Raw genomic sequence first — 15,655 nt, 5'->3', positions numbered from 1 at the left:
GCCGGAAGGCGAGCCGGCTCAGGCATCCGCCGTGGCAAGCGTGTAAAATCTCGTCTTTTGGCCTCCTGACAATGGCGAAACCGTCACCTCGGCCGCCCGTTGCAGGGCCGCCCCTGATCCGCGCACTGCAGCGGCTTGGCCCTCACTCCGGCCCGGCCGAAAGCCCTGCCCTGCCTGCGGTGTTGGGCAGCTGGGTGGACTGGAACCGCGCCGTTGCCCTCGCACGGGCACTGGATGGCAGCCTTCCCGAGCAGCCGGAACAGCCGGCTGACATCGACGTGGACCGCCTTGTCGAAGAGTGCGCGCGTGCACGCAGCACCCACGCCGAGGCGATCCACGCGCTGGTGGCCGAACTGCAGCAGCCGATGTCACCGGTCGAATTCGAACGCCGGCACGCCGCGCTGCAGCGGGCCCAGTTGACCAGCACCGGTCGCCTGCGTGGACGCCTGCGTGACACGCTGGCGAGAACGGACGACCACGGCGCACGCCTGGCCGAGATCGATGCGGTGATGGAGCAGGTGCTGGCACCGCGCGAGTACCGGCTGCTGAACCGCCTGCCCCCGCACCTCGCCGCCTGCCTGCCAACCGCGATCAGTGCCGACTCCCCTGCCGTGGACGCCGACGCGGCATCGCCTGCCGTCATGCCCGACCCCCTTCCCGAGCCGTCCTGGCCGCCCGCGCTGCGCGATACCGTGCGCGACCTGCTGCTGGCCGAACTCGACCTCCGTTTCCATCCGATCGACGCGCTGTCTGCCGCCGTCCATCCGCACCGAGCACCGCCCCATGCTGCGTAATGCCCTGCACCTGATCGTTTTCCTCCTCGGACTGGCCGCTGCGGTCTGGATAGGCGTCGGTTACATCGGCCACAACACGCTCGGCGCCGCCGTCGCCCTGCTCATTGCCGCGTGCTACTGCGTTGGCGGCTGGGAGCTGCTGCAGTTCCGCCGCGCGACCGACGCGCTGCGTGGCGCCACTGGCAACGCCAGTGAGAGGGAAGACCTGGACGACTGGCTGAAGCGCGTGCCATCCGCCCTGCGCGGCGCGGTGCGGCTGCGCGTGGAAGGCAACCGCAGCGCCCTGCCCGGCCCCGCGCTGACCCCGTACCTGGTCGGCCTGCTGGTGCTGCTGGGCATGCTCGGCACCCTGCTGGGCATGATGGCGACGCTGCGCGGCACCGGCATGGCGCTGCAGAGCGCCACCGACCTGCAGGCCATCCGCGGCTCGCTGGCATCGCCGGTGGAAGGCTTGGCGGTAGCGTTCGGCACCTCCATCGCCGGTGTCGCCGCATCGGCGATGCTCGGCCTGCTCTCGGCACTGCTGCGCCGTGAGCGCCTGGCCGCGGTGCAGTTGCTCGACCAGCACATCCGCACCGACCTGTCGGTGCATGGCCACGCCTGGCAGCGTGCGGAAGGCCTGCGCCTGATGCAGGGCCAAGCGGCCGTGCTGCCCACCCTGGTGCAGCAACTGCAGCAGATGGTGGACGGCGTGCAGCAGGCAGCGGCAGCCAGCCACGCACAACTGGAGGCACGCCAGGAGGCGTTCATCGCGCGCCACGATGCGGCGCAGGAGCTTCTGGCTGCACGCCTGGAACAGTCCCTGCAGCGCGGCGTACAGGCCGGCACTGAAGCCATCGGCACGACGCTGCAGCCGCTGTTGCGCGATGCCCTGGGGAACCTTGAAGCAACCGCCGCGCGTACCCAGTCCAGCGTGACCGATGCGGTCCAGCGCCAGCTGGATGCGCTGCAGGCATCGACGCAGACGGTATCCAGCGACCTGCGCGCCCAATTCGAAGGTGCGCTCAGCGCGCAGCAGGCCGCCAACGCTGCGCTGGTCACGGCCCTTGGCAGCGCGCTGTCCGGCGTCATCGCCAGCCAGCAGGACGGCACTGATCGCCTGCTGGGCGAGATCGACGGCCGCCTGCGCAGCCAGGTCGAACAGCTTGGTGCCCACTGGGCCACGCTGGCCGAACAGCAGCAGGCCGCAGGCAACGCAGCCACGGAACGCGATGCGCTCGCACGTGCGGCGGCGCTGGAGGCGCAGCAAGCCGATGCGCGTGCGCTGCTGGCCCAGCTGCAGGACACCCACCAGGCGCTGCTGGAGCGGACCGAACAAGGCGACCAGGCGCGCCTGCAGCAGTGGTCGCAGGCGTTCACCGTGCTGGCCGAACAGGCGGGTGCGCAGTGGGTCACGCACAGCGAACGGGCCACGGCACAGCAGCAGCACATCAGCGAAACGCTGCAGCAGACCGCCAGCAGCATCGGCGAAGAAGCGCGCAGGCAGTCCACCGCCACCCTCGCTGAAATCACACGCCTGCTGGATGCCGCCAGCGAAGCGCCGCGCGCCGCCGCTGAAGTGGTCGCCGAGCTGCGCCAACGGCTGTCCGAAAGCCTGGTGCGCGATACCGCCCTGCTGGACGAACGCGCCCAGTTGCTGGGTACCGTCGGCAGCCTGATGGAGTCGATCCAGGCCACGTCCAGTGCGCAGCGCGTTGCGGTGGACCAGCTGATCGAAAACGCCGCCGGGCTGATGCAGCGCACCGGCGAGCGTTTTGCCGAACAGGTCGACGCCCAGGCGGGCACCCTGCAGCAACTGGTGGGCAGCGTTGCCGACGCCGCTACCGGCAGCCGCGAACTGGCCGCCGGACTGGAAGGCGCCGTGACCGCCTTTACCGCGACCAGCAGCGGCCTGTCGACCCATCTGGAACACCTGTCCGGCGCCCTCGACGCTTCGCTGGCGCGCAGCGATGAGCAGCTGGCCTACTACGTGGCGCAGGCGCGTGAAGTGGTCGACCTGAGCCTGCTGTCGCAGAAGCAGATCACCGAAGAGCTGCGCCAGCTCGGCAAGGGCCGCGCGCCGGCAGGGACCGCATGAGCGACCACGACGAACTGGATGGCGACAGCGGCACGCCCATCTGGGCGGCGTTCGGCGACCTGATGTCGGTGCTGCTGGGCGCTTTCGTGCTGATCCTGGTCGGCGTGGTCGCCATGCAGCTGGAACTGAGCGGGCGGCTGGATGCGGAAACCAGGCAGCGCCAGGCCGCCGAGCAGACCCTGGAGCAGGCCCTGGCCGGACCTTTGGCCGGCGGACGGGTCACGCTGGTGGACGGCCGGATCGGCATCAGCGGCAATGTCCTGTTCGCCCTGAACTCCGACCAGTTGCAGCCGGAAGGACGCGAGGTGCTGCGCAGCCTGGCCGGCCCGTTGAAGGGCTGGCTGGCGCAACGCCAGGACATCCTGATGGTCAGCGGCTTCACCGACGACCAGCCGGTGCACGCGCACAACCGGCAGTTCGCCGACAACTGGGAGCTGTCCGCGCAGCGATCGCTGACCGTCACCCGCACCTTGATCGCCGAGGGCCTGCCCTCGTCTTCGGTGTTTGCCGCCGCCTTTGGTGCCGAGCAACCGGTGAGCTCCAACGCCGATGAAGCCGGGCGCGCGCGCAACCGACGCGTGGAAATCGCGCCGATGCCGCGTCCGGGCACGAAGGATGCCGATGATGCGCGATGACCGCGCCATCACCGGGCTGGCGGAGCTGGTGCGGCAGCTGGAGGCGGGCTCGGCCTCGCTGCCGCATTATCCACAGCTGCCGGAACTGCAACCGATGCGCGATGCCTGGCAGCAGCTGCACGCCGACAGCCGCCTGCGTATCGCCCTGCAGCAGACACCGGCCGAAGGTGGACCGTTGAATTCGGCCGTGCTGGTGCATCGCATGCTCGATGCGATGCAGGCACTCTCGCCCGACTATCTGCGGCATTTCGTTGCCTACGCCGACACGCTGGCGTGGCTGGAACAGCAGCCCCAGCCGGCAACGACAGTCCCGAAGCGCGCACCGCGCAAGCGTACGCCGAAAGCCCGGTAGCGCCGGGCCGGGATCGGCGGAAATCCTGCGTCGCCATAGCGCCAGGACGCCGCCCGTGGCGATGCCGGTCGTCCTGACCGGCACCCCTGCGGACCTTTCAGGCGTCGCGCTGCGCCTGCTTGCGGGTCAGGTCGCCGAAACGCGACAGCGACATCAGGTGCTGGTGCACCAGGCCCAGCCAGCCGTTGCGGTGCCATGCCAGCACCACGTCATCGGGCAGCTTCTGGAACTTCTCCACGTCCACCACGTTGAAGCCCTGCAGGGTGAGTTCGCGGCCGTTCGGCAGGCGCACGTTGGCGTTGCGCATCACCAGCAGGTCCTGCTCGATCAGCGCCTTGGAGAACGCCTGGGTGTGGTTGTGGTCGGCGGTGAAGCGGCCGCAGAATTCCATTGCCTGCTGCAGCAGCTCGCTCGGCTTGCCGTCGACGAACAGCGCCTCGCCTTCGGTGCCGCCCTTGACGATGCGCTCGGTGCCTTCGTCGAAGCCGAGCACGTAGTTCTGGCTGCCGTCGGTATCGATGAAGATGAAGGGATGGCGGCGCACGTAGGCCGGCACGTAGGTGTCCGGCTCCCACTGGCCGTCAGTGACGAACAGGTTGTCCTCGGTCACGCCGAGGGCGGCCATCGGCACTGCGTCCGGACCGGCGAACAGGATCGGGAAATGGTGCAGCGCCAGCGAGAATTCGTTGACGATCAACGGAATCGCGTTGGTCTTGGCAGCGAAGCCCAGCTTGCCCGGCAGGATGCGCAGGTCGCCGTGGATATCCGACTGCAGCGGCACCGGGCGGCTGTAGAACAAAGGGGAGCCTGCTGCAGGCGCGGTGTCGTTGCCGTTGGTCATCAGAAAGCCATCTCTACTGAACGCGCCAGCCATCCCGGGCGCGAATGCGGGTGGAACATCAAGCCCGCATTATCAACAAGCCACGTTGCAATCACCACCCCGCCGCTGCGGCCTTACTTGAGCTGCAACGGATAGCGCTGCCACAGCACGTGCACCAGGAAGCCGGTCAGCTCGGGATCCTTGCCGCGGATGGCGGCACGGATCTTGTCCAGCAGCACCATGTCCGAGCATTTGCGCACATCGGAATGGTTGGCCTGGCCTGCGCGGCGCGCACGATAGCGGGCAGCACGCTGCGCATCGCTCATCGCATACCCGAATTTCGGCGGCCTGCCCCGCTTGCGCGGCAGAGCCAGTTCGAAGGTCCCGGGGTCTTTGTCGTCGCGCATGGGAATGGGGAGGGAAAACGGCCGCGCACTTTATCGTGAGGCATCACTTTAATCCAGTCTTTTTTGACGGAAACTGCTGCTTTTCCGGCTCGCGCGCCATGAGCGGCCGCACCCGGCAAACGGCACTTCGCGCCTTGCAACCGCTCTGATTGCGAATGGGTCGCAATTGCGTTTCACCAGGGCCGACAGTAGACTGTGATCCACCTCTCTCATAGCGCTGTCGGCCGCCTCCGGATCTTGCATCCACGGCGTGCAGGCACGCCCGCGCACGCCCATGACACGACCCATCGCCTCACGACGTTCCCCCTTCCGTTTCCGCCCGTTGGCCATTGCCTGCGCGCTCGTCTGCGGCGCACCTGCAGTCCACGCGCAGCAGTCCGCCACTGAGCTGGACGCGGTGCGGGTCAACGCCTACCGCGCGGCCAACAGCGTCAGCAGCGCGACCAAGACCAGCACCTCGGTAGCCGAAACGCCCCAGTCGGTGTCGGTGATCGAACGCGCCGAACTGGATGCGCGCGGCGTGCAGTCACTCAACGATGCGATGCGTTACGTGGCCGGCGTAAGCCTGGAAAGTTCGGGCATCGACAACCGCGTGGATGACTTCCGCATCCGTGGCTTCGATGCAGGCAGCTGGGCCAACAACGTGACCCTGGATGGCATGCGCGCGCCGCAGGGCAGCCAGTGGAACCGCAGCATGTTCGACAGCTGGAACCTGGAACGCGTGGAGGTGCTGAAGGGTCCCTCGGCGGTGATGTACGGACAGGTGGCACCGGGCGGCATGGTCAACCAGGTCAGCAAGACCCCGCAGCCGGGTCAGTTGCAGCAGCTGCGACTCGGCCTGGATGCGCATGGCCAGTACAGCGCGGCGTTCGATGTGGGCACCGGCAGCGACGACGACGCGCACCTGGTGCGTCTGGTCGGCCTGTACCGCGATGGCGCAACCCAGATCAAGCACACCGAGCAGGAACACTGGTTCCTCGCCCCCAGCTACACCTGGCAGATGGCCGAGCGCACCCGCCTCACCCTGCTCGGCATGTACCAGGAAGACGATGGCGGATCGACCTACCAGTTCCTGCCGATGGACGGCACGCTGCGCGCCACGCCGTACGGTCACATGAAGAACACCACCTTCATCGGCGAGCCGTCCTGGAACACGTTCAATCGCACGCTGTGGACCGCGGGCTGGATGTTCGAGCACGCCTTCAACGACCACCTGACCTTCAGCCAGAGCGCGCGCCGCACGCATGTGGATTCTCTGTACCGCGGCGTGGTCACCAACGGCGCGCTCAATGCCGATGGCCGCACGCAGGCACGCCGCGCCACCTACGGCAACGGTGATTCGGATGGCGATACCTTCGACACCCGCCTGCAGGCACGTTTCAGCACCGGCGGCGTGGACCATGTCGCGCTGCTGGGGTGGGATTGGCAGCGTGCCGACTGGGAAGGCGTGCGCGGTGCGATGAGCAGTCCGCGGCCGATCGACATCTTCAACCCGGTGTACAGCGGTTACCTGCCGCAGGTCACCAGCCTGAGCCCCACCGAAGGCAGCAACCGGCAGAGCGGCATCTACCTGCAGGACCAGCTGGCGCTGGGGCAGTGGCGCCTTACCGTGGGTGGACGCTACGACTGGACCAAGGATGATGCCTCCAGCGCGACCCGCAACCCGGTCACCGGCGCGACGGTGACCCAGCCGCGCAGCGTGATCAAGAACGAAGCCTTCACCGGCCGCGCCGGCGTGCTGTACGTGTTCGACAACGGGCTTACCCCGTACATCAGTTATGCCGAATCATTCCAGCCCTCCTCCACCAGCCCGCTGAACAACTTCGATGGCAGCGCGTTCGATCCGGTCACCGGCACCCAGTGGGAGGCGGGCCTCAAGTACCAGCCGGCCCGCATCGACGGCCTGGTGACCCTGTCGGCGTTCGAGCTGCGCCAGCAGAACCTGCTCACCCAGGATCCCGACCTGACCCACAACACCTGCGGCGCCACTGCCAATGCACGCTGTTCCATCCAGGACGGCGAAGGCCGCGTGCGCGGCGTGGAACTGGAAGGACGGGTGACCCCGTTCGAGGGTTTCAGCCTGATCGGCGCAGCAACCTGGATGGATTCGGAGATGACCCGTTCGGACCAGTACCAGGGCAAGCAGCTGATCATGGTGCCCGACTACACCGCTTCGTTCTGGGCCGATTACACCTTCGCCGGCGGCGCACTGGAAGGACTGAGCCTGGCGGCGGGTGCGCGCTACAACGGCCGCAGCTACGGCGACAGCGCGAACCTGTACCGGATCCCGGGTTACACCCTGTTCGATGCGGCGATCCGCTACGACGTCGGCCGGGTTGGCAACAGCGACCTTCAGTTGGCGCTGAACCTGAGCAACCTGGCTGCTCGCCGATATGTGTCGACCTGCACGACGGTGTCGTCGTGCTATTACGGCAGCGGCCGCACGGTGATGGCAACCGCACGGCTGGGTTGGTGACAACGGCCCACGCCCGGTAGTGACGGCCGCTGGCCGTCATGTTCCTGCCGCGGTGGGTGACGACCGTTGGTCGTCACGCTCCTGCCTTCCGCTGCGCTCGCCGACCATGGGTCGGCGCTACCGTCGTTTCGTTGCTGCGGCGGGCTCAAAAAAAAGGGGCGGCCGAAGCCGCCCCTTACCCGTCTACTCATTGCGCCGGCGCGTAGCCGTGCAACTGCATGGTGCTGCTTGCCCGGCCCTGGCTCATCGAACGCAGCGCCGTACTGTAGCCCTGCAACTGCGCCAGTGGTGCAAACCCGCTGACCTGCGAACGGCCTTCGCGTTCGTCGATCGCCTGCACCCGTCCATGGCGCCGCTGCAGGTCACCCACCACGTCACCGACATGGGCTGCGGGCGACAGCACCTGCAGCGACATCACCGGCTCCAGCAACTGGGTGCCCACCTGGGCCAGCGCTGCCTTCACCGCCTCCATCCCGGCGCGATGGAACGCCTGCTCGGACGAATCCTTCGCGTGCGTCTGCCCATCCACCAGCACCACATCCAGCCCGACCACCGGATGACCCTGCGGGCCGTCCTGCAGCGCGGCGCGCACGCCCTGCTCCACCGCGCGGATGAAGCTGCGCGGCACCACGCCGCCAACGATGCGGTCGCTGAATTCCACCGCATCATCATCGCGTGGACGCACGTCCAGCACCACGTGCGCGAACTGACCCTGTCCACCACTCTGCTTGACCACCCGGCCGACCACGCCGGGTGCTTCGCTGCGGGGTTTTTCCAGGTACGCCACGCGTGGCTGGCCGACCTGTACCTCGACCTTCCACTCGCTGCGCAGGCGCTCGACCATCACTTCCAGGTGCAGCTCGCCCATGCCCCACACCAGCGTTTCGCCGGTCTCTGCATCCGCCTCGACGCGGAACGACGGGTCTTCCTGGACCAGGCTTGCCAGCCCCTGGCTGATGCGGATCAGGTCACCGGCGCGGCCAGCCTGCAGCCGCCACGCCAGCACCGCCGGCTGCGACTGGATGGCTTCCAGCAGCAACGGCTGCTGCAGCGAGGACAGCGTTTCCCCGCTGATCGCATCCTTCCAGCCCATCACCGCGACGATGTCGCCGGCCTCGGCCTGTTCGATGTCATGCACCTGATCGGCCTGCACCCGCACCAGCCGTCCAACCCGACGCGCGTCGTGCCGCGAACTGGCGATGCGATCGCCCACCCGCAGCGTTCCCGAGTACACCCGCACGAAGGCCAGCGCACCCTGCTGCATGTGGGTGACCTTGAACAGCAGCGCGGCCAGCGGACCTTCTGCATCGGGCGGCAACTGCACCGCGTCCTCGCCGGAGGCCGCCGTCACCGCCGGCCGGTCCAGTGGCGACGGCAGGTAATCGACGATGGCATCCAACAACGATTCCACGCCCTTGCCCTTGAACGCAGCGCCGGCCAGCACCGGCACGCCGGCACCGCTGACCGTGATGCGTCGCACCGCCGTGCGCAGCGCTTCGGCGTCCACCGGCGAACCCGCCAGCCAGGCATCGGCCAGCGCGTCGTCCAGCTCGGCCGCGGCCTGCACCAGCGCATCACGCTGCGGCTGCCACTGCAGCGCCTCCGCGACGGTCCAGGCCCGTCGTTGCAGCGAACCGGTGGCATCCCAGTGCAGCACCTGCCGGTCCACCAGATCGACCCAGCCATCGAACGCGGCTTCGCTGCCCAGCGGCAGGCCCAACGCGAGCGGGCGCGCCTGCAGGCGATCGGCAAGCTGGGCCACGACGCGCTCGAACGAGGCGCCGATGCGGTCCATCTTGTTGACGAAGGCGAGCAGCGGCACGCCATGCCTGCGCGCCTGGTGCCAGACGGTCTCTGATTGCGGCTGCACCCCGTCGACCGCGGAAAACACCGCGACCGCACCATCCAGCACGCGCAGCGAGCGCTCCACTTCGATCGCGAAATCGATGTGTCCGGGGGTGTCGATGAGCGTCAGCCGGTGCGCCGCGAGGTCGCGCGGCGCCCACTGCGCCTGCACGGCCGCCGCACCGATGGTGATGCCGCGTTCGCGCTCGATCGCCGAAAAGTCGGTGGTCGCCGCGCCGTCGTGCACTTCACCGACGCGATGGATCTGGCCGGTTTTCCACAGCAGCCGTTCGGTCAGCGTGGTCTTGCCCGCATCGATATGGGCAATGATGCCGAGATTGCGACGCAGCGAAAGGGTTTGGGTGTTCATGGACTACTCCTGCAATGCCAACATCGGGAAACCGCGCGTCCCGGTTGGCTGCAGGGCGCGCGGTCAGGTCTGGGTGTCGTCGAGCGGGTGCATGGCACGTTCTCCTTCGCTTTTCAGATGAATCGGGTAAATCGGAAATAAAAAAAAGCGCCCGGTTGGGCGCTCTGCTGGGGGTCCAAGGCAACCGCGATGCGGTCAGCCGCCTTGTCTTCCGCCGGGCAGACGCACCCGTTCCGCGCAGGCGCGGAGCAGGATCTGAAACGTCAGCAGCGGAAAAGCGTTCATCGGACTCACCACGGATTGGAGGCGCTAGTGTGCGCCTGCTGCGGGCAGATACAAGAGGTCTTTGCCATCAAAAATGGAACACTGAAGGGGGTCAGAGTCAGGGGTCAGAGTCCTTTTCGCGGAAAAGGACTCTGACCCCTGACTCTGACCCCGTACTCTGACCCCTTCTTCAGGTCACCACCACCAGTGGCACCGGGCGGCGCGGGTGCTGCAGCACCAGCACATCCTGCTGGTAGACGCGGCGCAGCGTGTCTTCGGTGAGTACCTCGCGCGGGGTGCCATCGGCGGCCACCCGCCCGCGTTCCAGCAGCACGATGCGGTCGGCATGACCGGCGGCCAGGTTGAGATCATGCAGCACCACGATCACGCACGCGCCCGCATCGGCCAGCGTGCGCACGCTGCGCAGCGTGCGTTCCTGGTGGCGCAGGTCCAGCGCCGCGGTCGGTTCATCCAGGAACAGCAGCGGCGTGTCCTGCGCCAGTACGCGCGCGAAGGTGGTGCGTGCCGATTCGCCCCCGGACAGCTGCTGCACTTCGCGCTGGCGCAGGGCCTGGAGTTCGGCCGCGTCCAGCGCCGCTTCGACGCGACGCGCATCCTCGGCCGGCGCTGGCGGATGCGGCAGGCGTCCCATCGCCACCACTTCTTCCACGCTGAAGGCGAAGCGCACTGCATGCTCCTGCGGCATCACCGCGCGCTGGCGCGCCAATGCCCCGGCACGCAGCGCCGACAGCGGCTTGCCGGCCAGCAGTACCTCACCACTGTCCGGTCGCAGGTCGCCGCAGGCCACGCCCAGCAGCGTGGACTTACCCGCCCCGTTCGGGCCGACCAGCGCCGTCACCGTGCCCGCTGTGAAGGCCAGCTCGACATCGGCCAGGATCGGCCGCTGCTGCCGCACCACGCCGACCTGCCGCAACGACAGCAGTGCACTGTTCATGTGGCCCCCCTGCTGCGGCGCTGCATCACCAGCCACAGGAAGAACGGCGCGCCAAGCGCTGCCGAAAACAGCCCCAGCGGAATCTCCGACGGCGGATCCAGCGTGCGCGCGGAGGTGTCCGCCACCACGATCAACAGCGCGCCCAGCAGTCCGGACAGCGGCAACAGCCAGCGATGGCCCGGCCCGACCAGCAGCCGCGCCACGTGCGGCACCACCAGCCCGACAAAGCCGATCGACCCGGCGAACGCCACCGCCGCGCCCACCAGCAGCGCGCTGAAGGCCACCAGCCGCCGACGCGTACGCGTGACATCCAGCCCGAGGTGCTGCGCCTGGCGCTCGCCCAGCGCCAGCATGTCCAGCGGCGTCGCCAGGCGCAGCAGGCAGAACGTGCCCACCGCGAACAGCGGGGTGACCGCGGCGACATCGCGCCAATCGGCGCTGGCCAGCGAGCCCAGTTGCCAGAACACCAGCGACTGCAACTGCGCTTCGGTGGCGATATAGGTGAAGAAGCCGATCAGCGCCGAACAGAAGGCCGCCATTGCGATGCCGACCAGCAACAGGGTGGCGTTGCCAACGCCGCGCCCGGGACGTGCCAGCAGGTAGGTGATGCTGATCGCCGCCGCACCGCCGGCGAAGGCCGCCAGCGGGATCACCCAGCCGCCCAGTGCCGCCGCGCCCAGCACGATCGCCGCGACCGCACCCAGCGCTGCGCCCTGGCTTACCCCGACGATGCCGGGGTCGGCCAGCGGATTGCCGAACAGCCCCTGCAGGCTGGCACCGGCCATGGCCAGCGATGCGCCCACGATGGCACCCAGCAGCACGCGCGGGATGCGCAGCTGCCAGACCACCGCGACGTCGCGCGCGCTGGCCTGCGCGGCATCCAGCACGCCCAGCTTGACCCCGATGGCCTGCAGCACCGACAGCGGTGGCAGCCGCAGCGGCCCCACCGCGAACGACGCCAGCACCGCCAGCAGCAACGCGCCAAGCACCAACAGCAGCATCAGCTGGCCGCGGCGTCGGCGCCGGTCACCCGGCATCCCGTGCGGCACTGCACTCATGCCGGCGGCAGCGCCGCCAACGCGCGCGCCAGCGCCAATGCACCGGCACCGGAACCCACGCTGGTGTACTTCAGTTGCAGGTCCGGCATCACCCAGACCCGGCCGGCCTGGCCGGCAGGGGTCTGCTTCAGCGTCGGATAGGCCTTCCACAGGCCCTCGGCACCGCCGAACAGCTGCAGGTCATGCGCGGTGACCAGGATCACCTCGGGGGCCGCTGCCACCACGCCTTCATTGCTGAGCGCGGAGAAATTGGCGACGCCCGCTTCGGTGCCGATGTTGAGCCCGCCCGCCAGCGCGATCAGCTTGCCCGACGCGCTGTCGGCGCCGGCCACGGTCGGGTTGCCGCCCGCGCCGGTGGCCGACACATGGATCACCCGCGGCTTGCGCGTGGTTGCCGCAGCGATCGCGGCGGCCTCGTCCAACTGCTTCTGCACGGCGTCGGCCAGCGCCGCGCCTGCCTCGGCACGGCCGATCGCCGTGGCGACCTTGCGCACCTTGTCCGGTGCCGGCTGCAGGTCATCGATGATCACAGCGTCCTGGCCCACCGCGCGCAGTTTCTCGGCCAGGTCACTGTGGCGACGCAGGCTGTTGCCCAGGAACAGCGAGCCGCCCAGGCTGAGCACGCCTTCCACGCCGGTGGTGCGGTTGAACAGGAACTGATGCGGCGCGGCGCGTCCGGCGTCGGTGGTGGCGTTGGTGGGTGCAGCGAACACCTGGCTGCCCTGCCCCAGTGCCTCGATCACCGCGATGATGTCATCGCCACCGGCGACGATCCGGCTGGCATCGTCGACCTGCACGTCCACGCCATCATCGGAATGCACGGTGGCCGGCAAGGTGGCCGCGCCCGCCGCCACCGACGGGACGGTCTCGCCGCCGACGACCTGCCAGCCTGCCGGCAGCGCGCTCTGCCCGGCCGCAGCACGCGGCGCGGGCGATGTAGCCGCGTCCCGGGCCGGCGCGGCAGGTTCGCCACTTCCGGAACACGCGGCAAGCGCGGTCAGTGCGAACGCCAATGGCAGCGTCCGGGCAGGCAGGATCCGATTCGAATTCATGGGAAAGCTCCTCCTGGACGGGGCGGCGTCAGCCGCCCCGCATCCAAGTCAACGTATCAAGGCTGGCGCAGTGCGATGCGGGTGATGCGGTCGCCTTCCGGGTCTTCGGCACCCTTGGACTTGTTCACCGCGAACACGTTGCCCTTGCCATCGGCGCGCACATGGTTGGGGAAGGTGCCGCCGGCGAGATTGCCGACCACCTTGCCATCGGGATCGAGCACGGTCACCGTGCCGGCACCGCGGTTGCTGACATAGGCCAGCCCGGCGACCGGGTCGAAGGCCACGTTCAACGCACCGGCACCGACCGGCACGTCATGCAGCACGGTGCCGGCGGCCACGTCGACGATCAGCACGTTGTCGCTGCCCTGCGAGGCGACGAACAGGCGACCACGCGTTGCGTCGTAGGCCACGCCGGAGGCACTGCTGGCGTTGCCCAGCGCGATGACCTTGTCGACCTTGCCGCTGGCCACGTCGATCACCGCCGCTTCCGGCGTGCCGATGCTCACGGTGAACAGCTTGCCGGCCTGCTCGTCCAGCACCAGGCTCATCGGCACGAACTTTCCGTCATCCACGCCGGAGGCCAGGGTGATCGCCTCCAGCGGCTCGAGGGTCCGGGCATCGAACACCGACAGATGGTCCTCGCCGGTTGCTGACGCGAAGACTTTGCCGTGCACGCTGTCGACCACCACGTCGCGCGCGTGCGGCACGCTGCCGACATCGAACTGGCGCACCAGCGACAGGTCCGACTGGCGGTACACCGCCACGGTGTCCTGGCGCGTGTTGGTCACCCAGACGTTGCCGTTGGCATCGTCCACGCCCACCCCGTAAACGGCGAACACGCTGTCCCCCTTGCCGCCGGGCACCTTGGCCGGGGTGATCGACTTGACCACCTGCAGCGTGGCCGGGTCCACCTTCAGCAGCTGCGACTGGGTGACCGGCGGGCGGCCCACCGCCGAGGTCACGAACACCGCGTCGCTGGCCGCGCTGTAGGCACTCTGGTACAGCCCCTGCACCAGCTTGTTGGAGCTGCTGCTGAAGCGGTCCTGGCCGCTGAGCGCCAGCTGCGGAGACACGCGCAGGGTGGTTACCGCCGCCGCTGCCGGGCTGCTGGCGCGCGCCACCAGGGGATGCTGGCCGGGCACCGCATCGGCCGGAATGGCCAGTTCGGTCTTGAACTGGCCGTTGCCATCCACGGTCAGCGGCGCGGCGGTCAGCACGGTGTCGCCGCGCAGCAGTTCGACCTTCTGGCCGGGCACGAAATCGCTGCCGATGATCTCGGCCTTGCCACCGGCGACCGGGTTTTCGCTGCGTGCGCTCAGCTTGCCCTTGAAGCCGTTGGCCGGTGCGTCGAACACCGGTTGTGCATGGATGGCAACGGCGATCAGGATGCCGGCGGCGAGGCTGCCGAGCCGAAGCGGGGTACGGAAGGTCATGACATGCTCCTTGCATGGGATGCGCTGCAACAGCGCAGGGTGTCATTGCCTGGGCACATGCGTACGCGACGCGGGCGGCCTGGGTACGGGAACGCGTGGCGATGGCCGCGCGCGGGATTCACGGCGCGGCGGCCTCGCCGCTGCGGTCGCTGATGCCGTACAGCGCCGACAGGGTCGCCTTGAACGACGCCGGCAACATCGGCCCGTGGCCGAGCCCGGGGAACTCGCGGTACTGCACCTGCAGGCCGGGCAGCGCGCCCAGGCGATCGCTCAGTGCATGCGCGGCATCCGGTGCGGCACCGCCGATGCGCCGCAGGTGCGCGACCACGCGCGGGTTGGCCATGTCACGCACACCGCGGTTGCCGCTGCGCTCATCGCCACCGAGCATCACCCACAGCTGGGCCGGCTGGCCGGCGCGGTTTTCGATGAATTGTTTTTCCAGGTCGCCCAGCGGCGCGCCCTGGCTCCACCACAGCGACGGACTGGCCGCCACGTACTGCTGGAAAGCGGCCGGACGGGTGTACAGGCTGCTGAGCACGAACAGCCCGCCCAGCGAATGGCCCCACAGCGCCTGGCGCCGGGTGTCCACGTTGGCGCGACGCGCCACTTCCGGTTTGATCTGCTGCTCGATCACCTCCTGGAAGGCGAACGCGCCGCCGCCGACCACCTGCCGGGTGCCACTTTCATCATCGGCACGGTCGATCCAGGCGGTGTAGTCGCGTGTGCGTTGCGCCGAATCGATGCGACGCTCGTTGTCATAGCCGATCAGTACCAGCACCGGCGGCGCCGGGCTCGCGGCCAGTTCGTCCAGCATCGGCCGGTCCAGCACCATCGCCGCGGCGTTGCCATCCAGCGCGTACAGCACCGGCGAAGCGGCGTTGGAGGCCTTGCCGGGAACCAGCAGATTGACGCGCCACTGGCGCTGGCCGTCGGGGCTGCCGACCACGAAACGTTCAACCCGGTAACTGCCGGCGGGCTGATCCAGCACCGTCTGGCCCATCATCTGGTCCGGGTTGCGCTGCTGCGCATGGCTGCAGAAGGAGGCGCCGGCCAGCGCCAACAGCGCGGCAAGGCCGAAGAGACGGTGATGCATGGGGGGCATGGCTCACAGCGGGAT

Annotated in this window: 13 protein-coding genes; 5 read left to right on the top strand and 8 right to left on the bottom strand. The window is 68.7% G+C overall.

Translation table 11 applies throughout. The features are described 5' to 3' along the window. The first annotated feature begins 71 nt into the window (after positions 1 to 71). The 4 genes from QE373_RS08485 to QE373_RS08470 are packed head-to-tail and all read left to right on the top strand — an operon-like array spanning position 72 to position 3,858. A complete protein-coding gene (locus QE373_RS08485; protein WP_309685461.1) occupies positions 72 to 794 on the top strand; it encodes a DUF3348 family protein in 723 nt (240 codons plus the stop codon). Beyond that, positions 784 to 2,871, top strand: a complete 2,088-nt coding sequence (locus tag QE373_RS08480) for a hypothetical protein (RefSeq protein WP_309685460.1) — start codon at positions 784 to 786, stop codon at positions 2,869 to 2,871. Before QE373_RS08485 ends, QE373_RS08480 begins: the two co-directional genes overlap by 11 nt. Then, on the top strand, positions 2,868 to 3,506 hold the full coding sequence (locus QE373_RS08475; RefSeq protein WP_309685458.1) for an OmpA family protein: 639 nt from the start codon (positions 2,868 to 2,870) through the stop codon (positions 3,504 to 3,506). Before QE373_RS08480 ends, QE373_RS08475 begins: the two co-directional genes overlap by 4 nt. Then, positions 3,496 to 3,858: a DUF2894 domain-containing protein gene (locus tag QE373_RS08470; protein WP_309685456.1), complete on the top strand. Its 363-nt coding sequence runs from the start codon at positions 3,496 to 3,498 to the stop codon at positions 3,856 to 3,858. The genes QE373_RS08475 and QE373_RS08470 overlap by 11 nt, the downstream gene beginning before the upstream one ends. Positions 3,859 to 3,955: 97 nt before the next feature. On the opposite strand, the gene QE373_RS08465 is transcribed toward QE373_RS08470, so the two are convergent. Continuing rightward, entirely contained in the window at positions 3,956 to 4,699 is a 744-nt protein-coding gene (locus QE373_RS08465; RefSeq protein WP_057507244.1) for a SapC family protein, read from the bottom strand. Positions 4,700 to 4,812: 113 nt separating this feature from the next. After that, the gene (locus QE373_RS08460; RefSeq protein ID WP_309685453.1) at positions 4,813 to 5,085 is read right to left on the bottom strand and encodes a hypothetical protein; all 273 of its coding nucleotides are present in this window, start codon (positions 5,083 to 5,085) and stop codon (positions 4,813 to 4,815) included. A gap of 274 nt (positions 5,086 to 5,359) precedes the next feature. Between QE373_RS08460 and QE373_RS08455 the strand changes: the two genes are divergently transcribed. Continuing rightward, a complete protein-coding gene (locus QE373_RS08455; protein ID WP_309685451.1) occupies positions 5,360 to 7,561 on the top strand; it encodes a TonB-dependent siderophore receptor in 2,202 nt (733 codons plus the stop codon). Positions 7,562 to 7,748: 187 nt separating this feature from the next. On the opposite strand, the gene fusA is transcribed toward QE373_RS08455, so the two are convergent. From fusA to QE373_RS08425, 6 genes are all read right to left on the bottom strand, one after another. Beyond that, entirely contained in the window at positions 7,749 to 9,776 is a 2,028-nt protein-coding gene (gene fusA, locus QE373_RS08450; protein ID WP_309685449.1) for an elongation factor G, read from the bottom strand. Positions 9,777 to 10,230: 454 nt separating this feature from the next. Continuing rightward, on the bottom strand, positions 10,231 to 10,995 hold the full coding sequence (locus QE373_RS08445; protein ID WP_309685447.1) for a heme ABC transporter ATP-binding protein: 765 nt from the start codon (positions 10,993 to 10,995) through the stop codon (positions 10,231 to 10,233). Continuing rightward, complete coding sequence (locus QE373_RS08440; protein WP_309689659.1) at positions 10,992 to 11,996, bottom strand: iron ABC transporter permease; 1,005 nt, start codon at positions 11,994 to 11,996, stop codon at positions 10,992 to 10,994. Before QE373_RS08440 ends, QE373_RS08445 begins: the two co-directional genes overlap by 4 nt. Positions 11,997 to 12,049: 53 nt before the next feature. Continuing rightward, positions 12,050 to 13,105 carry an ABC transporter substrate-binding protein gene (locus QE373_RS08435; RefSeq protein ID WP_309685445.1) on the bottom strand — a complete coding sequence of 352 codons (1,056 nt, stop codon included), beginning with the start codon at positions 13,103 to 13,105 and terminating at the stop codon, positions 12,050 to 12,052. Positions 13,106 to 13,161: 56 nt separating this feature from the next. Next, positions 13,162 to 14,538: an ATP-binding protein gene (locus QE373_RS08430; protein WP_309685443.1), complete on the bottom strand. Its 1,377-nt coding sequence runs from the start codon at positions 14,536 to 14,538 to the stop codon at positions 13,162 to 13,164. A 118-nt stretch (positions 14,539 to 14,656) separates the two neighbouring features. After that, positions 14,657 to 15,631: an alpha/beta hydrolase-fold protein gene (locus QE373_RS08425; RefSeq protein ID WP_309685440.1), complete on the bottom strand. Its 975-nt coding sequence runs from the start codon at positions 15,629 to 15,631 to the stop codon at positions 14,657 to 14,659. Positions 15,632 to 15,655 lie beyond the last annotated feature (24 nt).

It is taken from the genome of Stenotrophomonas sp. SORGH_AS_0321 (assembly GCF_031453215.1).
Lineage (GTDB): Bacteria > Pseudomonadota > Gammaproteobacteria > Xanthomonadales > Xanthomonadaceae > Stenotrophomonas > Stenotrophomonas chelatiphaga.
The sequence above is the reverse complement of the archived record's forward strand: the minus strand, read 5'-3'. Positions and strand labels throughout refer to the sequence as shown.